This is a genomic window from Streptomyces sp. 4N124, from assembly GCF_052245395.1.
In the GTDB taxonomy this organism is placed as follows: Bacteria; Actinomycetota; Actinomycetes; order Streptomycetales; family Streptomycetaceae; genus Streptomyces.
Genome location: NZ_JBQQBS010000001.1, coordinates 225768 through 246552, shown reverse-complemented (window position 1 = coordinate 246552; position 20785 = coordinate 225768). Strand labels below are relative to the sequence as shown.

14 protein-coding genes are annotated in these 20785 nt (G+C 68.9%); 6 read left to right on the top strand and 8 right to left on the bottom strand.

Annotation, left to right across the window (positions count from 1 at the left end):
* The first annotated feature begins 6 nt into the window (after positions 1 to 6).
* The 4 genes from ACTWQO_RS01120 (at position 7) to ACTWQO_RS01105 (ending at position 6593) form a co-directional block, all read left to right on the top strand.
* Complete coding sequence (locus tag ACTWQO_RS01120) at positions 7 to 726, top strand: ABC transporter ATP-binding protein (RefSeq protein ID WP_443235265.1); 720 nt, start codon at positions 7 to 9, stop codon at positions 724 to 726.
* 158 nt (positions 727 to 884) lie between these two features.
* On the top strand, positions 885 to 2981 hold the full coding sequence (locus ACTWQO_RS01115; protein ID WP_443235264.1) for a TIM-barrel domain-containing protein: 2097 nt from the start codon (positions 885 to 887) through the stop codon (positions 2979 to 2981).
* Positions 2978 to 6070: an alpha-N-acetylglucosaminidase gene (locus tag ACTWQO_RS01110; protein ID WP_443235263.1), complete on the top strand. Its 3093-nt coding sequence runs from the start codon at positions 2978 to 2980 to the stop codon at positions 6068 to 6070. Before ACTWQO_RS01115 ends, ACTWQO_RS01110 begins: the two co-directional genes overlap by 4 nt.
* A 130-nt stretch (positions 6071 to 6200) precedes the next feature.
* Positions 6201 to 6593, top strand: a complete 393-nt coding sequence (locus ACTWQO_RS01105; RefSeq protein ID WP_443235262.1) for a VOC family protein — start codon at positions 6201 to 6203, stop codon at positions 6591 to 6593.
* Positions 6594 to 6616: 23 nt separating this feature from the next.
* Here the strand turns inward: ACTWQO_RS01105 and ACTWQO_RS01100 are convergent, their stop codons facing one another.
* The 6 genes from ACTWQO_RS01100 to ACTWQO_RS01075 all read right to left on the bottom strand — a co-directional run bounded on the left by ACTWQO_RS01100 (position 6617) and on the right by ACTWQO_RS01075 (position 15738).
* Entirely contained in the window at positions 6617 to 7462 is an 846-nt protein-coding gene (locus tag ACTWQO_RS01100; RefSeq protein ID WP_443235261.1) for a bifunctional methylenetetrahydrofolate dehydrogenase/methenyltetrahydrofolate cyclohydrolase, read from the bottom strand.
* A gap of 16 nt (positions 7463 to 7478) precedes the next feature.
* Positions 7479 to 9917: a GcvT family protein gene (locus ACTWQO_RS01095; protein WP_443235260.1), complete on the bottom strand. Its 2439-nt coding sequence runs from the start codon at positions 9915 to 9917 to the stop codon at positions 7479 to 7481.
* A 237-nt stretch (positions 9918 to 10154) separates the two neighbouring features.
* Positions 10155 to 11141 carry an ABC transporter substrate-binding protein gene (locus tag ACTWQO_RS01090; RefSeq protein WP_443235259.1) on the bottom strand — a complete coding sequence of 329 codons (987 nt, stop codon included), beginning with the start codon at positions 11139 to 11141 and terminating at the stop codon, positions 10155 to 10157.
* A 15-nt stretch (positions 11142 to 11156) separates the two neighbouring features.
* Positions 11157 to 13160, bottom strand: coding sequence for an ABC transporter permease (locus tag ACTWQO_RS01085; RefSeq protein ID WP_443235258.1), 2004 nt, complete (start codon positions 13158 to 13160; stop codon positions 11157 to 11159).
* Positions 13160 to 14248 carry a quaternary amine ABC transporter ATP-binding protein gene (locus tag ACTWQO_RS01080; protein ID WP_443235257.1) on the bottom strand — a complete coding sequence of 363 codons (1089 nt, stop codon included), beginning with the start codon at positions 14246 to 14248 and terminating at the stop codon, positions 13160 to 13162. The genes ACTWQO_RS01085 and ACTWQO_RS01080 overlap by 1 nt, the downstream gene beginning before the upstream one ends.
* Before the next feature lie 20 nt (positions 14249 to 14268).
* Positions 14269 to 15738, bottom strand: a complete 1470-nt coding sequence (locus ACTWQO_RS01075; protein WP_443235256.1) for an aldehyde dehydrogenase family protein — start codon at positions 15736 to 15738, stop codon at positions 14269 to 14271.
* A 217-nt stretch (positions 15739 to 15955) separates the two neighbouring features.
* Between ACTWQO_RS01075 and purU the strand changes: the two genes are divergently transcribed.
* On the top strand, positions 15956 to 16837 hold the full coding sequence (purU, locus tag ACTWQO_RS01070; protein ID WP_443235255.1) for a formyltetrahydrofolate deformylase: 882 nt from the start codon (positions 15956 to 15958) through the stop codon (positions 16835 to 16837).
* Between the two features lie 97 nt (positions 16838 to 16934).
* On the opposite strand, the gene betA is transcribed toward purU, so the two are convergent.
* Positions 16935 to 18611 carry a choline dehydrogenase gene (betA, locus tag ACTWQO_RS01065; RefSeq protein ID WP_443235254.1) on the bottom strand — a complete coding sequence of 559 codons (1677 nt, stop codon included), beginning with the start codon at positions 18609 to 18611 and terminating at the stop codon, positions 16935 to 16937.
* A 202-nt stretch (positions 18612 to 18813) separates the two neighbouring features.
* Between betA and ACTWQO_RS01060 the strand changes: the two genes are divergently transcribed.
* Positions 18814 to 19560, top strand: a complete 747-nt coding sequence (locus tag ACTWQO_RS01060; RefSeq protein WP_443235415.1) for an IclR family transcriptional regulator — start codon at positions 18814 to 18816, stop codon at positions 19558 to 19560.
* A gap of 20 nt (positions 19561 to 19580) precedes the next feature.
* On the opposite strand, the gene ACTWQO_RS01055 is transcribed toward ACTWQO_RS01060, so the two are convergent.
* Positions 19581 to 20711 (bottom strand): aromatic ring-hydroxylating oxygenase subunit alpha, encoded by a 1131-nt coding sequence (locus ACTWQO_RS01055; RefSeq protein WP_443235253.1) that lies wholly within the window; start codon positions 20709 to 20711, stop codon positions 19581 to 19583.
* Between the last annotated feature and the right edge of the window lie 74 nt (positions 20712 to 20785).

The following is a 20785-nucleotide window of genomic DNA, read 5'->3' as shown; positions in this document are numbered from 1 at the left end:
CCCGCCATGACCAGCGCCACCACCACCCCGCCCGTCCTGCGCCTCGCCGACGTCAGCCACACCTACGCCGGCCAGCGCCGCAGGACCACGGTCCTCAAGGGCATCGACTACGCCTTCGAACGCGGCACGTTCTACACCATCCTGGGCCCCTCGGGCAGCGGCAAGACCACCCTGCTCAGCCTGGCCAGCGGGCTCGACACCCCCACCAAGGGCGCGATCAGCTTCGACGGGCAGGACCTCACCGAGCTCGGGCTCGGCAACTACCGCAACAAGCACGCCGCCACGGTCTTCCAGCAGTACAACCTCCTCACCTACATGACCGCCCTTCAGAACGTCACCACCGCCATGGAAATCACCGGCGCCAAGCCCGCGACCGGAAGCCGCAAGGCCCACGCCCTGCAGCTCCTTGAGAAGATCGGCCTCGACAAGCCGATGGCCACCCGCAATGTGCTGCAGCTCTCCGGCGGCCAGCAGCAGCGTGTCGCCATCGCCCGCGCCCTCGCCTGCGACGTCGACATCCTTTTCGCCGACGAACCCACCGGAAACCTCGACGAGGACACCGCCCAGGGCATCATCGACACCTTCCGCGAACTCGCCCACGAGCAGGGCAAATGCGTGGTCGTCGTCACCCACTCCCAGCAGCTGGCCACGCAGTCCGACCGCGTCCTCAACCTGCGCAAGGGCAAGCTCACGGAGCAGGTGAACGCCCGCCGCCCCCACAGGTGAGGTGCGGGGCGACAACGGGCCAGCCCTCGAAGACGCCTCGGCCGAATCGTGGGTCGCGGCGTTGACACATGGAATCTCCTGCAAGAAGATGCGCGGAAACAGCCAACATCTTGCACCTCTGCTCACAATGTCATGATCCTGCCAGCAGGAGGACGCGAGTGCGTGCACACCCCCGCAGACTCGGCGTACTGCTCACCGCCGCCCTTACCCTGACCCTCGCCCAACCCGCGCAGGCCACGACCGGGCCCGAGCCGGCTCCCCCGGGCCCCGCGGTGACCGAGGGCGCGGACACCGTCACCGTGTCCGTGCCGGCCACCCGCACCTCCCCCGGCTACTCGGTCGAGGTGACCACTGCCGGCACGCTCACCCTCACCACCGAGCGCGCCGGCGAGACCGTCCTCGCGACCGCCGGTGGCGACACTGGAGCCCTCAGGTTCCGGTCCGGCGACGAGTGGCAGCACGCCACCCAAGTCACCGACTGGAGCTGGCGGGACGGCGTACTGACGCTCACCGCCGACACCACGCTCGCCGGGGCCACCGTAGAGGCGCGTCTGACCCCTGAGGCCGACCGCTACCAGCTGAGCTGGGACGTCGAGAGCGGCCACGCGGAGCAACTGGGCCTCGCCTACGACCTGGCCTCGGCCGGCCATTGGTACGGCCACGGCGAGGCCGCGACCTCGCAGGGAGGGCCCGGCGTCAACCAGCCCTGGCCGCTGGACAGCGGGGAGGTCGAGCACGCCACCTTCGGCCCGGCCTCGTACAACATGATCGACCCGTTCTGGTACACGGCCGACTCGACGGGGCTGCGCGTCGACACCGGAGACGTCATGGACGTGTCCATCAACAGCGGCGACGACGGACTCGGCCGCTTCACCGTCGAGTCGGCGGACACCTACGAAGCCACCGTCTTCGTGGAGTCCACCCCGCTCGACGTCTACCGCGACTACATCGGCATCGTCGGCAAGCCCGCCAAGAGCGACGCCACGTACGAGCAGTACGCCAAGCCGCTGTGGAACTCCTGGGCGCAGTTCTACACAAAGATCGACCAGGGGAAACTGCTCGACTACGCCACGGACCTGCACGAGAACGGACTGGACGGCCACACCATCCAGCTCGACGACAAGTGGGAGTCCAACTACGGCAATCTGACCTTCGACCCCGCCACCTTCCCCGACCCCAAGGGCCTCTCCGACAAGATCCACGACATGGGGTTCGACTTCGGACTCTGGGTCACCCTGTGGATCAACCTCGACTCGGAGAACTACGACGTCGCGGTCGACAAGGGCTATCTGCTCAAGGACGCCGAGGACACCACCAAGCCCTGCGAGGTCACCTGGTGGAACGGCACCGCCGGCATCATCGACCTGGCGAACCCCGAGGCGAAGGCCTGGTACGTCGACAAGCTCAAGGGCCTGATGAGCGACTACCGCATCGACGGTCTGAAGTTCGACACCCGCTTCTTCGACGAGAAGTGCGCACCGCGCGACGGCCACCGTCCCACCGACTACCAGAAGCTCGGCGCGCAGCTCGCCGACGAGTTCGACCTCCAGGGCGCGGGCATCCGGGTGCACTGGGACTCCACCGCCCACGAGGCGGGCTTCGTCACCCGCCAGGTCGACAAGGGCACCGGCTGGGACTCGCTGGCCGCGTCCGCCTCGCAGAACCTGGCGATCTCGACCATCGGCTACCCCTTCGTCGAGTCCGACATGATCGGCGGCTCCGGCGGCCAGGCCGCCCCGACGAAGAACGTGCTGGTGCGCTGGGCGCAGTCCGCCTCCCTGATGCCGCTGATGTACTCCTCCACCTCCCCGGTGGACACCAACGACGTCACCACAGGGCAGAAGGTCGACTACGACCAGCAGACCGTCGACCTCTACCGGGACGCCGTCGAGACGCACGAGAAGCTCGCCCCGTACATCTGGGACCAAGTCCAGCAGACCCTCAAGACCGGTGACCCGATCATGCGGCCGCTGTTCTTCGACTTCCCTCGGGACAAGGCCGCGTACACCGTCGCCGACGAGTGGATGCTCGGCCCCGCCGTGCTCGCCGCGCCCCAGCTGAGCGCGGGCGGCCACCGCACCGTCCATCTGCCGTCCGGCACTTGGTACGACGTCAACCACGGCACCGTGATCCGCGGCCCGAAGACGCTTACGGGCTACCCCACCCCACTCGGCGTGACCCCGGCCTTCGTCAACCTGAAGGCGAAGGGTGCCGCCAAGGCCGTAAGGGCCCTAGGTGCCCGAGGTGCGTCATGAACTTCAGTGAATCCGTCAGCCGCAGACGCCTGCTGACCGGCGTGGTGGCGGTGGGCGGCTCGGTACTGCTGTCTCCGACCGCGGGCGCGCACGCAGCGCCCGCCGTGTTCGACACCGCTGGGGCCGAGGCTGCGCTACGGCGGCTGCTGCCCGCCCATCACCGGCAGGTGACGCTGCGCGCGCTGGCCGCCGACGGTCAGGACCGGTTCCGGGTCACCGGCCGGAACGGGCACATCACGGTGGAGGGCACCAGTCCGGCCGTACTGCTCACCGGCTTCAACACCTACCTGGCGCGAGCCGCGAAGGCCGACATCTCCTGGAACGGCGAGCAGTTGAACCTCCCCCGGCTGCTGCCCGTGCCCGGCGCCGAGATCACCGCGTCGGCGAATGTGCCGCACCGGCTCGCCTTCAACGACACGAACGAGGGCTACACCGGCCCGTACCGGCACTGGGACGCCTGGGAGCGCGAGCTGGACGTCCTCGCGCTGCACGGCATCAACGAGGTCCTCGTCTACCTGGGCGGCGACGCGGTCTACTACGACACCTTCCGCGAGTTCGGGTACTCCGACGCCGAACTGCGGGCATGGATCCCGGCCCCGGCGCACCAACCGTGGTGGCTGCTGCAGAACATGTCGGAGTTCGGCGGCCCGGTGTCCCGGCGGCTCATCGAGCAGCGCGCCGCCCTCGCCCGGAGGATCACCGACCGGGTACGGGAGCTCGGCATGACTCCCGTGCTGCCGGGCTACTTCGGCACCGTGCCCGACGACTTCGTGCCGAGGAACGGCGGCGACGCGGCGGTCGTCCCCCAGGGCACCTGGGGCGCCTTCAAACGCCCCGACTGGCTCGATCCGCGCACCACGGCCTTCGAGGAGGTCGCCGCCGCCTTCTACCGGGCCCAGTCGGAGCGTTTCGGCGCCAGCACGATGTACAAGATGGACCTGCTGCACGAGGGCGGCGACCCCGGCGACGTCCCTGTGCCCGATGCGGCGCGGGCGGTCGAGTCCGCGCTTCAGAAGGCCCACCCCGGGGCGATCTGGGCGATCCTGGGCTGGCAGACCAACCCGCGCCCGGAGATCCTCGACGCCGTCGACAAGGAGAAGATGCTCATCGTCGACGGGCTGTCGGACCGGTACACCACCGTCACCGACCGGGAGAACGACTGGGGCGGCACGCCGTACGCCTACGGCAGCATCTGGAACTTCGGCGGACACACCCCGATCGGCGCCAACGCGCCCGACTGGGTGGAGTGGTACCCCAAGTGGCGGGACAAGGAAGGCAGTTCGCTGGCCGGCATCGCCGCGATGCCCGAGGCCGCCGGCAACAACCACGCCGCGTTCGCGCTCCTCACCGAGCTGGCGTGGACGCCCGGCACCATCGACCTCGGCGAGTGGTTCGCCTCCTACGCCACGTCACGGTACGGCGCGGCGGACCCGCACGCCCTCGCCGCCTGGCAGGTGATCGGCGAGACCGCCTACGGCATGACCCGCGCGGACTCCTGGAGCGAGGCGCCCGACGGCCTGTTCGGCGCCCGGCCCAGTCTGAGCGCCGACAAGGCCGCCGCCTGGGGCCCGGCGACCGACCGCTACGACACCACCGCCTTCGACACCGCGCTCTCCGAACTTCTGCTGGTCGCCCCGGCACTGCGGAAGTCTTCGGCCTATCGCCACGACCTGGCCGATGTCGCCCGGCAGGTGCTGTCGAACAAGAGCCGGATCCTGCTGCCACAGATCAAGGCGGCGTACGAGGCAAAGGACCTCGCCCGTTTCGCCACCCTGACCCGGACCTGGCTGAACTGGATGAGGCTCATGGACGAGGTGCTGGCCACGAGCGAGCAGCATCTGCTCGGCAGGTGGCTGGCTGACGCCCGCTCCTGGGGATCGACCCGGGCGGAGAAGGACCAACTGGAGTACGACGCCAGGTCGATCCTCACCACGTGGGGCGGGCGGGCCAGCAGCGAGGAGGGGTTGCACGACTACGCCAACCGGGAGTGGTCGGGGCTGGTCGCAGGGCTGTACCTGACGCGCTGGAAGACGTACTTCGCCGAGCTGACCCGCGCCCTCGAGGAGAGCCGCCCGCCGAAGTCCGTGGACTGGTTCGCCGTGGAGGACGGCTGGGCGCGCCGGCACGACAGCCACCCGACGCGAACAAAAGGCGACGTCCACACACTGGCCCGGCGGGTACGCGACACGCTGACCACCGACCCGCACCAGGTCACCCTGACCGCTTCGGCCTCCGGGGGCGCGGTCGCGGAGGGCAGCCCCGTCACGGTGACCGTGTCCTTCACCAACCGCAACGGCTTCGCTCCCGCCACCTCACTGACCCTCTCCCTGAACACGCCCGAGGGGATGACGGCCCGCCCGCTCGGCCCCGTGACCACCGCCTCGGTGGCACCGGGCGAGACCTTCTCCGCGTCCTTCGAGATCGGCCTCAGCGGCACCCCCGCCGACCTGGTCACCCGGGTCCCGGCCACCGCCTCACACGGCGGCGACGCCTCGGCCACCACGTTCGTGCGGCTGATGGCGGCCACCGGGGTCGGGGACCCGTACCGGACCGCGAACTTCAACGACGCCGTCTTCGGGCAGTCCGGCGCCACCCTGGCCGTCGAAGGTGCGGGCGCGGACCTGTGGGGCGGCACCAACCAGTTCGGCGCCATCCACCGTCCGGGCGCCTTCGGTCCCGACGCCACCGCCACGGTCACCGTCACCTCCCAGGACCCCACCGGCGGCTGGGCCCGCGCGGGACTGATCGTGCGCAACGACCTCTCCACGGACGGGTCGGCGGGCTACGTCAACCTCGCGGTGACGCCGTCCAACGGCTGTGTCCTGTCCTGGGACTCCGGCGCGAACGGCACCTTCGACTCCATCCGGCAGGCCGGCCCGTTCACCGCCCCGGTCCACCTGCGGCTGACCCGCTCCGGCGGCACCTACACCGGCGAGGCGAGCACCGACGGCACGGCCTGGACCACGATCGGTACCGCCACGCCCGGCGGCATGGCGGAAGCCCAGGACGTGGGCGTCTTCATGACCGCCGCGAACGGCTGGACCGGCACCCGGGGCATCGCGGACTTCGAGCGCTTCACCGTCTCCTGACACCCGAGCACTCCCCGAGGGTGACGCGTGGCGACCATCCGGACGCGAGCGCGCGAGGCGCGTGTCCGGGTGGTGGTCCGCTGGGGTGGCCTCGGAAATCCGGGGCGGACCACGCGAAGGAGACAACGGCATGTTCGGACAGTCGAAGGCGTTCAGCGGCTTCTCGGTCGACGACCTCGGCAAGGCCGGCCAGTTCTACGGCGAGACGCTCGGCCTCCAGGTGGAGGAGAGCGGGCAGGGCGACATGAGGATGCTCACGATCAAGCTGGGCAGCGGCGCCAGTGTCTTCGTCTACCCCAAGGACAACCACACACCCGCGAGCTTCACGATCCTGAACTTCCCCGTGGACGACATCGAGGCGGCCGTCGACGGGCTGACGCAGCGCGGCGTGAGCATGGAGCGCTACCCGGAGTTCGGGTCCGACGCCAAGGGCATCGTCCGGGGCCCCGAGGGCGGCCCGACGGCGATCGCCTGGTTCAAGGATCCGGCGGGCAACGTCCTGTCCGTGCTTCAGGAGAACTGAGCAGTCGCCCAGGTCTGAAGAACCTACCGTTCGGCGGCCTCGACGACGTTGGCGAGCAGCATGGCGCGGGTCATGGGGCCCACGCCCCCGGGCATCGGCGCGAGCCATCCGGCGACCCCGGCGGCCTCCGGGTGCACGTCGCCGACGAGTCCGTGGTCGGTCCGGGTGATGCCGACGTCCAGGACGGCCGCGCCGGGGCGCAGCATGTCCTTGGTGATCAGTCCGGGCGATCCGGCGGCCGCGATGACGATGTCCGCCTCGCGCACATGCCAGGCCAGGCCCTTGGTTCCGGTGTGGCAGAGGGTGACGGTGGCGTTCTCGCTGCGGCGGGTCAGCACAAGCCCCATCGGCCGTCCCACCGTGATGCCCCGTCCGATCACGCACACCCGGGCTCCGGCGATCGGCACGTCGTACCGGCGCAGCAGTTCGACGATGCCGCGCGGGGTGCAGGGCAGCGGGGCCTCGCCGCCGAGGACGAGCCGGCCGAGGTTCACGGGGTGCAGACCGTCGGCGTCCTTGGCCGGGTACATGCGTTCCAGTACGGCGCCCGCGTCCAGGTGTCCCGGGAGCGGAAGTTGGACGATGTAGCCGGTGCAGGCCGGGTCGGCGTTGAGTTCGTCGATGACGTCCTCGACCTGCCGCTGGGACGCGTCGGCGGGCAGGTCCCGGCGGATCGACGCGATGCCCACCTGCGCGCAGTCGCGGTGCTTGCCGGCGACGTAGGCGCGGCTGCCCGGGTCGTCGCCGACCAGGACGGTTCCGAGGCCCGGCGGGCGGCCGCCGCCGGCGGTCAACTTGGCTACTCGTTCGGCGAGTTCACTGCGGATCCGGGCAGCGGTCGCCTTGCCGTCGAGGAGTTGTGCGGTCACCGGCGGTACCCCTCTACTAGCCACGAAGACGGGACATGGTCGGGTCGAACAGCGGCTCCTCCGCGACGACCGCCTCGACCCGCCGGTCGAAGTAGCCGATGTGCACGGTGGTGCCGGGGGCGGTGAGTTCCGTGGGCAGCCAGGCGTAGGCGATGCCCTTGCCGATCGTGTAGCCGTAGGCGGCGCTGGTGACGTAGCCGACGGCCCGGTCACCGTCGTAGACCGGCTCCTTGCCCATGACGACCGCCTGCGGGTCGTCGATGGTGAGGCAGGTCAGCTTGCGTCGTACATCGGCCTTACGGCGCTCAAGGGCCGCCTTGCCGATGAAGTCGCCCTTGTCGAGCTTGACGGCGAAGCCGACGCCGGCCTCGTAGGGGTCGTGCTCGTAGGTCATGTCGGTGCCGAAGGAGCGGTAGCCCTTCTCCAGGCGGAGGCTGTTGAAGGCGCCGCGGCCGGCGATGACGCCGCCGAGGGGCTGGGCGGCGGCCCGGAGGGTGTCCCAGAGCTTCTGGCCGAGGTCGGCGGTGGTGTAGAGCTCCCAGCCGAGTTCACCGACGTACGACAGGCGCATCGCCGTCACCGGGACGCTGCCGATGTGGGCGCGCTTGGCGCGGAAGTAATTCAGGCCGTCGTTCGTGAAGTCCTCGTCGGTGAGGGGCTGGAGGACCTTGCGGGCCAGCGGGCCCCACAGGCCGATGCAGCAGGTGCCCGGCGTGATGTCGCGGGCCTGGACCGTGCCGTCGGCGGGGAGGTGGCGGGTGAACCAGTCGAGGTCGAGGTTGCCGTTGGCGCCGACCTGGAAGACGTCGCGGGCCAGGCGGGCGACGGTGATGTCGCTGCGGATGCCGCCGTCGTGATCGAGGAGCAGGGTGTACGTCACCGAGCCGACGGACTTGGCGACCTTGCCGGTGCACAGGCGCTCCAGGAAGGCGGCGGCTCCGGGGCCGCTGACTTCGAGGCGTTTGAGGGCCGTCATGTCGTACATCGCGACGGTCTCGCGCGTGGCCTGGGCCTCGGCGCCGACGATGGGCGACCAGAACTGTGCGGCCCAGTCGTTCGGGGTGGGGATGGAACGGCCTTCCACCAGGCCCGCGTTGGCCTCGTACCACTGCGGGCGCTCCCAGCCGTTGGCCTCCAGGAAGAACGCGCCGTGTTCCTGCTGGCGGGTGTGGAAGGGGCTGGTGCGGATCGGGCGCGGCTTACCCGAGGGCTGGAGGGGGTGGAGGATGTCGTAGACCTCGACGAAGTTCTGGCAGTCGCGGGCCAGGACGTACTCCGGGGTGAGCTGGTGCGGCTCGAAGCGGTTGACGTCGCACTCGTGCAGGTCGAAGGACGAGCAGTGGCCGTCGACCAGCCATTCGGCCATGGCCCGGCCGACGCCCGCGGAGTGGGTGACCCAGACGGCCTCGGCGACCCAGAAGCCCTTGACGTCCGGGGACTCGCCGAGCAGCGGGAAGTTGTCGGTGGTGAAGGAGAACAGGCCGTTGATGCCTTCCTCGACCTTCGCCTCCTTCGTCGCGGGGAGCAGGGACTGCGTCTCGGTCCAGGCGTCCGCGAAGTCCTCCTCGGTGAACTTCAGGACCGACGGCATCTCGTCGGCCTCGTCCACGGAGAGGATCTCGTCGGCGGTGATGGGCATCGGGCGGTGGCCGTAGTAGCCGATGCCGATGGCGTCGAAGCGGTCGCGGTAGTAGAGGTCGGCGTCCTGGTGGCGCAGGATCGGGCGGACGGCCTCCTCGGTCTGGCCGGCGAGGGCCGGTACCGGGCCGGTCCAGGCGAGCTGGTGGGCGAGCGGGGTGAGCGGGAGGTTCATGCCCACCATGCGGGCGATCTTCGGGCCCCAGATGCCCGCGCAGCACACCACGATGTCGGCGGGTATCTCGCCCTGGTCGGTGAGGACGCCGGTGATCTCGCCGTCGGCCTGCTGGACGTCGAGGACCTCGTGGCGGGCCAGGAAGCGGACGCCGCGCTCGGTGGCCCGGCGGATCTGTGCCTCGACGGCGAGGACGGCCTTGGCGAGGCCGTCGGTCGGGACCAGGAGGCCGCCGAGGACCCTGTCGCGGTTGACCAGCGGGTGCTGCTCGACGCACTCGTCAGGGGTCAGGAGCCGGGCCTCCACGCCCCAGGCGGTGATCCAGCCGTGGCGGCGGTGCAGTTCGGTGAGGCGCTCGGGGGTGGTGGCCACTTCGAGGCCGCCGACCTGGAGGAAGCAGGGCTTGCCGTCGACGTCGAGGGAGCAGAACTTCTCGACGGTGTAGCGGGCCAGTTCCGTCATGGTCTTGGAGGAGTTCGTCTGGAAGACCAGGCCCGGGGCGTGCGAGCTGGAGCCGCCGGTGGCGGGCAGCGGGCCCTGGTCGACCACGGTCACTTCGGTCCAGCCGCGTGCGGAGATCTCGTCCGCGAGGGCCGCTCCCACGACACCCGCTCCGATGATCACCACTCGGGGTCCCGCCATCGCCGCACCTCCGATTGAAAACCAGCCCAGCCGGTTAAGTTGCTGTCTGCGCAACATGCTTCAGGTTGCGCAACTCAATGTGCCTGTCCCGGAGAGGGGGTGTCAAGGGGTCCATGACACCGGAAAACAGCCCGAAACACGGGGTGAACCCAGCCCTGGACACGGCAATGCCCGGCGGGCGGTGCACACCTGTGCGCACCGCCCGCCGGGCATGTCCGACCGGCTGTCGACTCCGGGCTACTTCAGCCAGGCGTCCACCTTGTCGCGGTTGGCCTCGACCCACTTCTCGGCCGCCGCCTCGGGGGTCATCTTGTCCACCGCGATGTACTTCGCCACGACGTTCTGGTCGTCGTTCGTCCAGGTGAAGTTCTTCACCAGGTCATAGGCCGGGCTGCCCGACTCGGCGAACTTCTTGCTGACGATCTTGTCCAGCTTGTACACGGGGTAGTCGCAGTCGACCTTCTCGGCGTCGGCGTCACAACCCGCCTTGTACTCCGGCAGCTTGATCTTCTCCAGCGGCACCTCGGACATGAACCACTGCGGCTCGTAGAAGTAGCCGATCACCCATTCCTTGTTCTTCTCCGCCTTGCGGAAGGCCTGGATGAGGGCGGTCTCACTGCCCGCGTACACGACCTTGTAGTCCAGCTTCAGGTTCTTGACCAGGGCCTCGTCGTTGGTGACGAACGACGGGTCGCCGTCGAGGAGTTGGCCCTTGCCGCCGGACTCGGACGTCTTGAACTCGGCCGCGTACTTGTTGAGGTTGTTCCAGTCGAGGATGTCCGGGTGCGCCTTGGCCAGCCACGGCGGCACGTACCAGCCGATGAGGCCTTCGTTGCCGGTCGGGCCGGCGTCGACGGCGGTCTTCTGGTCGGTGATGTACTTCTTCTTCAGGTCGTCGTGGCCCCAGTTCTCGACGACGGCGTCGACCTCGCCCGTCCCGAAGCCCTGCCAGGCGATCTCTTCCTTGAGGTCCTTCTTGGTGACCTTGCAGCCGAGGTCCTTCTCCGCGACGTGAGCGAGGACGGCCGCGTTGGCCTCGTAGCCCACCCACGGGTTGACCGCGAGGTTGAAGGCGCCGCACTTGCCGGAGCTGTCCGAGCTGCCGGCGTCCGAGGAACTGTCACCGACCTTCGCACCGCCGCAGGCGGTGAGGGTGATCCCGAGGACAACCACGCCCGCTATGCCGGCCGCGCCGACTCTCCACTGTCTTGCTTGCCTTGCCATGGTCAGTTGCTCCTTTTATGCACTGGTGCGTCGCGCCGCTGCCTGAGTGATCCGGTCGAACATGACTCCGAGAAGGACGATGGCCAGCCCCGCGGCAAGCCCCTTCCCGTACAGCTGTCCCTGCGAGAAGCCGGCCACGACGTCGTAGCCGAGAGCACCTGCCCCCACCAGGCCGCCCACCACAACCATCGACAGCACGTAGATCAGGCCCTGGTTGGTCGCGAGAGTCAGGGCGCCGCGTGCCATCGGCAGCTGGACCTTGGTGATGATCTGCCAGGTGTTGCACCCGGCAGAGGTGGCCGCCTCCACGGTGGTGGCGGGCACGTTCCGAACCCCGTCCGCGATGATCTTCATGGCCACGGGAGCCGCGTACACGATCGCGGCGACGATCGCCGTGAAGCGGGTCGCGCCGAACAGCGCCAGGAACGGTACGAGATAGACGAACGGCGGCATGACCTGCGCCGCGTCCAGGGTGGGCCGGAGCAGCCGGTCCACCAGCGGGCTGCGCCCCATCCACACCCCGAAGACGGTGCCGAGCAGCATCACGAGGACGGTCGCGACGGCGGTGGACGCGAGCGTCGTCATGGCGTCCGACCACACGCCGGTGCCGACGAGCAGTCCCACGCACACCACGGTGGTGATCGCGGCGCGCGGACCGCCGAGCACCACGCCGAGTCCGATCAGGGCGGCGCCGACGAGCCACCACGGGGAGTCGGTCAGCACCGACTGGAACGGGTTGAGCAGGCCGTTGGTGATCGCGTCACGGAAGGCGTTGGTCAGGCCGGACAGGTTGTCCTGCGCCCAGGTGGTCGCGGTGTCCGCCGCGCTCGCGATCTTGCTTCCGGTCGTGCCCTCGCCGGGGAACTCGGCCGCCCAGAGGTAGGTGTGCGACATGTAGACGAGTACGGCCGTGACCGCGGCGCCCGCTCCCAGCAGGGGCCGCCGCCAGGCGAGGAACCGGCCGGACGACTTGCGGGCGGCCTCCTCACGGGTGCTCGCCGCGGTGGTGACCCGGTCCAGGACGATCGCCAGGACGACGATGGCGAGGCCGGCGTTGAAGGCCGTACCCACGTCGAGCGACTGGAGTGCCTGGAGGACGGTCTTGCCGAGGCCCGGCGCGTCGATCAGGGCGGTGATGGTCACCATGGCCAGGGCGGCCATGATCGACTGGTTGACGCCCATCACCACGGTCCGTTTGGACATCGGCAGCAGGACCTTGAGCAGCGCCTGCCGCTGGGTCGCGCCCAGCGAGTCGGCCGCCTCGACGGTGGTCTGAGGCACCGAACGGATGGCGTGCGCCGTGATGCGGATGGCCGGCGGTGCCGCGTAGATGACGGTGGCGATGGTGGCGGAGGCGGGGCCGATGAGGAAGAACAGGGTCATCGGGGCCAGGTAGACGAAGGTCGGCATCGTCTGCATGAAGTCGAGGAAGGGCGTCACGATCCGGTTGAACCGGTCGGAGAGCCCCGCCCACACGCCCAGCGGGATCGCGAACAGCAGCGCGACGAAGACCGCGGAGAGGGTGAGCGCCAGGGTGTCCATGCTCTCCTGCCACAGGCCCTGAAGCCCGAGGAAGGTGAAGCCGGCCACCGCCAGCAGCGCCACCCGCCAGTTGCCCATGGCCCAGGAGACATAGCCGGTGATACCGACGACGCCGAGCCAGCCGATCTGCGGGACGGGGCGGGTGCCGGAGGGCTGGGAGATCAGCTCCTGGACGAAGGTCACCAGGTTGTCGATGACCAGCCGGATCTCGTTGAAGAAGTAGAGGAAGAGCGGGTTGGAGTTGCGGTTCGCGCCGATCGAGTCGTTGAGGTCGTTGAACCACCGGTGCAGGTCGGTCAGGTCGGCCGCGGCGAGCGTCAGGGTCTGCTTGCCGCGCAGCAGGGCGAACAGCACCAGCCAGACGACCAGGATCGCGGCCACCATCGTGCGCCGACTGACCTGGCGGACCCGGGTGACGGGCGGCGCAGGCTGCTCCGTCTGTTGTGTCTTGTCCGGTTTCTCCACGGCGACGGTCATCACGCGCCGCCTTCCTGCCCGGCGACCACCGCGAGGATCTCCTCGTCACCGACGATGCCGAGCAGTTTGCCGTCCTCCACGACCTTGACCGGCTTCTCGGCCGCGAGGACGGCGCGGGTGGCCTCCCGTACGACGACGTCCGGGCCCAGTTCGGGGCCGTCCAGGGCGTCGCCCTCCGCCGCGGGGCGCATGATCCAGCGCAGGGTGAGGACGTCGCCGCGCGGGACGTCCTTGACGAAGTCGCGTACGTAGTCGTCGGCCGGGGCGCCGACGAGTTCGTCGCCGGTGCCGCACTGGACCATCTTGCCGTCGCGCATGATGAGGATGCGGTCGCCGAGTTTGAGGGCCTCGGAGAGGTCGTGGGTGATGAACACCATGGTCTTGCCGACCTCGTGGTGCAGCCGGATGACCTCGTTCTGCATGTCGCGGCGGATCAGCGGGTCGAGCGCGGAGAACGGCTCGTCGAAGAAGAGGACGTCGGGGTCGCCCGCCAACGCCCGTGCCAGGCCCACGCGTTGCTGCATGCCGCCGGAGAGCTGGTCGGGGTAGGAGTTCTCGTAGCCGGAGAGGCCGACCAGCTCGACGACCTCCAGGGCCCGCTTGGTGCGTTCGGCCTTGCTCATGCCACGGATCTCCAGCCCGAAGCCCACGTTGTCGACGACGCGGCGGTGGGGCAGCAGCCCGAAGTGCTGGAAGACCATGGAGAATTTACGGCGGCGCAGTTCGCGCAGGCGCTTCGCGTCCGCGTCGCGGATGTCCTCGCCCTCGAAGACGATCTCACCGGTGGTGGGTTCGATCAGCCGGGTCAGACATCGCACCAGCGTGGACTTGCCGGAGCCGGACAGGCCCATGACGACGAAGACCTCGCCGGGCGCGACCTCGAAGCTGACGTCACGTACGGCGGCGGTGCATCCGGCGCGGTCCATGAGCTCGCGTCGGGTGAGCCCGCGCAGCTCCTCGGAGGCCGGCACCTGGTCCGCCTTCGGCCCGAACACCTTCCACAGATTGCGCACGGATATGACCGGAGTGCCATCCGAGTCCTGGGGGGCGCCGCGCCGCTGCGGCACCTCGGTCTGTGTTGGGGTCACGATCGACCTCTCTTCGGCGTTCAGCCGCGGAACCAGTGCTGCGGCCGGGGTTGGATGTTCTGCCAGATGTGCTTGGGCTCTCGGTACTCGTCCAGGCCGGTCGGTCCCAGCTCCCGGCCCACGCCCGAGTGCCCGAAGCCACCCCATTCCGCTTGCGGCACATAGGGGTGGTAGTCGTTGATCCACACCGTGCCGTGGCGCAGCCGCCGGGCGACCCGCTGGGCCTTGCCCGCGTCCTGCGTCCACACGGCCCCGGCGAGTCCGTACTCGGTGTCGTTGGCGATACGTACGGCGTCGTCCTCGTCGGTGAACCGCTCGACGGTGAGCACGGGTCCGAAGGACTCCTCGTGCACCACCCCCATGTCCTGCCGACACTCGTCGAGGACGGTCGGCGGATAGTAGCAGCCATTCGCGAGGGCGGGGTCGGAAGGCCGTTCGCCGCCGCAGCGCAGGACGGCGCCCTCGGCGATCCCCGCGGCGACATACGCCTCGACCTTCGCCAGGTGCTGGGCGGAGATCAGCGCACCGGTCTCGGCCTCGGTGTCGAAGGGGCCGCCGAGGCGGATCTGCCGGGCCCGGCGGACGACCTCGTCGACGAAGCGGTCATGCAGCGAGTCCTCGACGATCAGCCGGGCGCCGGCCGAGCAGACCTGCCCCGAGTGCAGGAAGACGGCCGTGAGCGCGAAGTCCACGGCCGTCTCGAAGTCGGCGTCGGCGAAGACCACGTTCGGATTCTTGCCGCCGAGCTCCAGCGCCACCTTCTTCACGCTCGCCGCGGCCGTGGCCATGATCTGTTTTCCGGTCTCCAGGCCGCCGGTGAAGGAGACCAGGTCGACGGCGGGGTCCTCGCAGAGCGGTGCGCCCACCTCGGGCCCGGTGCCGAGGACGAGGTTGGCGGCGCCGGCCGGGATACCGGCCTCCTCCAGCGCCCTCATCAGCAGGATCGAGGTGGAGGGGGTGAGCTCGCTCGGCTTGAGGACGATCGTGTTGCCGGCGAGGAGGGCCGGGGCGACCTTCCAACTGGCCTGGAGCAGCGGGTAGTTCCAGGGGGTGATCAGCCCGCACACACCGACGGGCTCGTAGACGACGCGGCTGACGGCGTCGTCACGTCCGGTGTCGATCACCCGGCCGGCGTCGGTGCCGCCGAGCCCTCCGTAGTAGCGGAAGCAGGAGACGACGTCGGCGATGTCGTACTCGCTCTCCACCAGTCGCTTGCCGGTGTCCAGCGACTCGGCGCGGGCGAACTCCTTGGCGTCGCGCTCCATGATGTCGGCGGTGCGCAGCAGCAGCGCGCCGCGCTCGCGCTCGGGGGTGCGCGGCCAGGGCCCCTTGTCGAAGGCGCGGCGGGCCGCGGCGATCGCCGCCTCGGCGTCCGGACGCGTCCCTTCCGCAACGGTCGCCGAGAGCGTGCCATCAGCGGGGCAGCGGATCTCGCGGAGGCCTCCGGCCACCGGATCCCGCCATGAACCGTCCACATACAGATGTGCCACGCGCCAAGCCTCTCAGCTGGAATTCGTTGCGCATTGTGCATCCAATTGCTTGTGGTGGAACACCTTGGCGAATGTGCAGACATACGTCAAGGGTTTGATGGATGACGATTCAGCACGGACCCATCGGCCCCTTCTCTCTTGACCGAGGCCCCTGTGCGCCTGAACTATGTTGCGTATCGCTCACCATGTTGTGCAATACGCACCGACGGAGGCCGACGTGTCCCCCAAGTTCCCTCGATCACAGCCTGGCCGTGAGTACGTCCTCACCCTCTCCTGTCCCGACAGCGTGGGACTCGTCCACGCCGTGAGCGGCTTCCTCGTCCGGAACTCCGGCAACATCCTCGAAAGCCAGCAATTCGATGATCGACTCCAGGGCCGCTTCTTCATGAGAGTCCACTTCGACGTTTCCGACCCAAACGCGGATCTGGAAACTCTGCGTTACCGATTCGGTCCCGTGGCGGAGGCCTACCGGATCTCCTGGACCCTGTGGGACGCCTCGACGCCGACCCGGACGCTCATCATGGTGTCCAGGTTCGGCCACTGCCTCAACGATCTGCTCTTCCGCCGGAGCACGGGCTCCCTCAACATCGAGATCCCCGCGATCGTCTCCAACCACCCCGACTTCGAGTCGCTGGCGGAGACCTACGGCATCCCCTTCCACCACATCCCGGTCACCAAGGACACCAAGGGCGAGGCCGAGGCGCGGCTGCTGGAGCTGGTGCGCGAGCTGGACATCGATCTGGTGGTGCTGGCCCGCTATATGCAGGTCCTCTCCGACGACCTGTGCAAGCAGCTCGAAGGCCGGGCCATCAACATCCACCACTCCTTCCTCCCCAGCTTCAAGGGCGCACGCCCGTACGAGCAGGCCTACGACCGCGGGGTGAAGCTCGTCGGCGCGACCGCGCACTACGTCACGCCCGAACTCGACGAGGGGCAGATCATCGAGCAGGACGTGGTCAGGGTGGACCACTCGCTCGACCCCGGGGAGCTGGTCACGGTCGGACGGGACGTCGAGGCGCAGGTCCTCGCGCACGCGGTGAAGTGGCACAGCGAGAGCCGCGTGATGGTGGACGGCAACCGCACGGTGGTCTTCCGCTGAGCCTGCATGACAGGGGCGGAACCGGATTCCGGTCCCGCCCCTGTCGTATACGACGGTCGAAGGCGTCGTATACGAATGTCACGGCTCCCGCGCCGGTCTACCCGGCCTGCTTCTCGGCGTCGCGGAGACGGTAGTACGCGGCCTTGGAGGCGGGCAGCGGCTCCTTGCCGAGGATCAGGTCGGCCGCCTTCTCGGCGATCATCATCACTGGGGCATAGATATTGCCGTTGGTGACGTACGGCATCACCGACGCGTCGACGACACGCAGGCCCTCCACCCCGTGCACGCGCATGCTCTCCGGGTCGACGACAGCCATCTCGTCCGCGGAGGTGCCCATCTTGCAGGTGCAGGACGGGTGCAGAGCCGTCTCGCCCTCCTTGGCGACCCAGTCGAGGATCTCCTCGTCCGAATCCACTGTGGGCCCGGGCGAGATCTCCCCGTCGTTGTACGGGGCCATCGCGGGCTGGTTGAGCAGCTTGCGGGCGACCCGGATCGCCTCGACCCACTCACGCCGGTCCTGCTCGGTGGAGAGGTAGTTGAAGCGCAGAGCCGGGTGCTCGCGCGGGTCCTTGCTCTTGATCTTCACCGAGCCGATCGCGTCGGAGTACATGGGACCCACGTGCACCTGGTAGCCGTGGCCGCCGGCCGGCGAGGAGCCGTCGTAGCGGACCGCGATGGGCAGGAAGTGGAACATCAGGTTGGGGTAGTCCACGTCCTCGTTGCTGCGGGCGAAGCCGCCTGCCTCGAAGTGGTTGGTCGCGGCGGGGCCCTTGCGGAAGAGCCACTGCAGTCCGATGAAGGGGGCACGCCATTTCGCCATGTACGGCTGCATGGACACCGGCTGCTTGCAGGCGTACTGGATGTAGACCTCCAGGTGGTCCTGCATGTTCTCGCCGACACCCGGCAGGTCGTGGACGACGTCGATGCCAAGGGCGCTCAGCTCCCGCGCGTTGCCCACGCCGGAGAGCTGAAGCAACTGCGGGGAGTTGATCGCGCCGCCGCACAGGATGACTTCCTTGGCGCGGACCTGCTGGGGGGCACTCTTGCCGCGCTGGTATTCGACACCGACGGCGCGCTTGCCCTCGAAGAGGACGCGCGTGACGAGGGCGCGCGTCCTGACGGTGAGGTTGGGCCGTTTCCTGACGGGCTTGAGGTACGCCTTCGAGGCCGACAGCCGGCGACCGCGGTGGACGTTGCGGTCGAACTTGGCGAAGCCTTCCTGCCGGTAGCCGTTGACGTCGTCCGTGGGCGCGTAGCCCGCCTCCTCGGTGGCCTTGAGGAAGGCGCCGAACAACGGGTTGGTCGCGGGGCCGCGTTCCAGGACGAGGGGACCGTCATGACCTCGGAACTCGTCGTCCGGATCGGCCGCCAGGCAGTTCTCCATCCGCCGGAAGTACGGCAGACAGTGCGCGTAGTCCCAGGTCCGCATGCCCGGATCGGCCGCCCAGCGCTCGTAGTCCATGGGGTTGCCGCGCTGGAAGATCATGCCGTTGATGCTGCTGGAGCCGCCCAGCACCTTGCCACGCGCGTGGTAGACGCGTCTGCCTCCCATGTGGGGCTCGGGCTCGGACTCGTACTTCCAGTCGTAGAAGCGGCTGCCGATCGGATAGGTCAGCGCCGCCGGCATCTGGATGAAGACGTCCCACGGGTAGTCGGAGCGGCCGGCCTCCAGGACCAGTACCCGGTTCGCCGGGTCCGCGGAGAGTCTGTTCGCCAGCGCACTGCCGGCCGATCCGCCGCCGACGATGACGAAGTCGTATTGCAGGGGAGCCATGATGCCTCGTCTCGCTCGCGCCGTAGATACGCGAAGCATGCTAGTACCAGTAGCGCTATACGCACTAGGTTGCGAAACACGCAACCTACAACTCCTGGGTTTCGACCCTGTTGCTTGCAGCGCTGTTGTTTACTACGCGTATAGTTTTACTGTGAGCAACCACAGCCAAGACCCCGAAACGTCAAGTTCGCAGGCCGGCGGAGTGCAGTCGGTCGACCGTGCCATCAGCGTCCTGGAGATCCTGGCCCAGCGTGGCGAGGCGGGCGTCAGCGAGGTGGCGGCCGAGATCGAGGTGCACAAGTCCACCGCGTTCCGATTGCTCGGCGCTCTGGAGGCGCGCGGCCTGGTGGAACAGGCGGGCGAACGCGGCAAGTACCGCCTGGGATTCGGCATCGTACGTCTGGCCGGTGCGGTCACGGGACGCATCGACATCACCCAGCAGGGCCGCCCGGTCTGCGAGCGGCTCGCCGAGGAGATCGGCGAAACCGTCAACATCGCCGTGCTGCAGGAGCACTACGCCGTCAACCTCTACGAGGTGCGGGGCCCGGGAGCCGTCAGCGCGTACAACTGGGTCGGCCAGTTGACCCCGCTGCACGCCACCTCCAGCGGCAAGATCCTGCTGGCCCACCTGCCTGCCAAGGAGCGCGCGAAACTGCTCGCCGGGGCCGGCCTGCACAAGGTCACCCCGCGCACCATCACCGCGAAGACGAAGCTCGAGAAGAACCTCGCGGAGGCCCGCGAGCGCGGCTACGCCTTGGGCCTGGAGGAGCTGGAGGTCGGCCTGCACGCCATGGCCGCGCCGGTCCGCGACCGGGACGGCCAGGTCATCGCGGCGCTCAGCGCCTCCGGACCCTCGTACCGCTTCACCGAGGAGCGCCTGCACGAACTCTCCCCGGTGCTGCGTAAGGGCGCGGAGGAGATCAGCCACCGGATGGGCCACCTGGGCTGAGTGCTCCCCGCACCCCGTTGTCACAGCTGCCAGGTGCCCAGACGCTCCTGTACCCAGTCGTGGAAGGCGCCGATGTGGTGCTCGCTGGGCACCAGCACACCGCCCTTGGCGTACATGCGAGAGCGCATTCCGGGCTGTGTGCGCTCGCAGGCGTCGAAGTCCTGGCGGTTGACCCGGTCGAAGAGTTCCACGGACCGGCTGACGTCCTTGCCGCTCTCGACGACGTGCGGGAGGTAGAGCCAGTCGCACTCGACGATCGTGCGGTCGACGGCCACCGGATACATCCGGTGGAAGATCACATGGTCGGGGACGAGGTTGATGAACACCTGGGGCCTGACCGTGATCGCGTAGTAGCGGCGGTCCTGGTCGTCGGCGACCCCGGGGATGCGGTCAAGGCCCTCGGAGCCGTCCACGGTGAAGCCCTGGACGTCCTCGCCGAACTCGGCGCCGTGGCCCACGTAGAACTGGGCGGCGTAACCGTCCGCGAACTCCGGCAGCACCTCCGTCAGTTCGGGGTGGATGGTCGCGCAGTGGTAGCACTCCATGAAGTTCTCGATGATGAGCTTCCAGTTCGCCCGCACGTCGTAGACGATCCGCTTGCCGACGGAGAGGTTCTCGATGCCGTAGTGCTCGATCGACTCGACGTCGCCGAGGCGGGCGACGACGTCACCGATGACGTCCTCGTCGAAGTCGGGCGGGTTCTCCGCCAGGCAGACCCAGACATAGCCGAGCCATTCGCGCACGGCCACGCTCACCAGGCCGTACTCGGTGCGGCCGACGTCGGGCATCTTCGTGAGGTTGGGCGCGGCGACGAGCTTGCCGTCCAGTCCGTACGTCCAGGCGTGGTACGGGCATTGGAAGGCCCGCTTGACCTCACCGGCCTCCTCGGTGCAGAGCTTGGCGCCCCGGTGCCGGCAGACGTTGAAGTAGGCACGGATGCTGTTGTCCCTCGCCCGGGTGACGAGGATGCTCTCGCGGCCCACGTCGACGGTGCGGAAGGCGCCCGGCTTGGCCAGTTCGGAGGCGCGGGCCACGCAGAACCACATGGTCTCGAATATGCGCTCCTGCTCCTGGGCGAAGATCGCCGCATCCGTGTAGGAGGAGCCGGGGAGGGTGGCGATCAGACTGTCCGGCAGGCTGGTCGAGGTCACGGTGCACTCCTCGGAGGACGTCGGGGAGGGAGAGCGCCCCGCAGGGGCGCGGGGAACTGCGCGACCAGCCACAA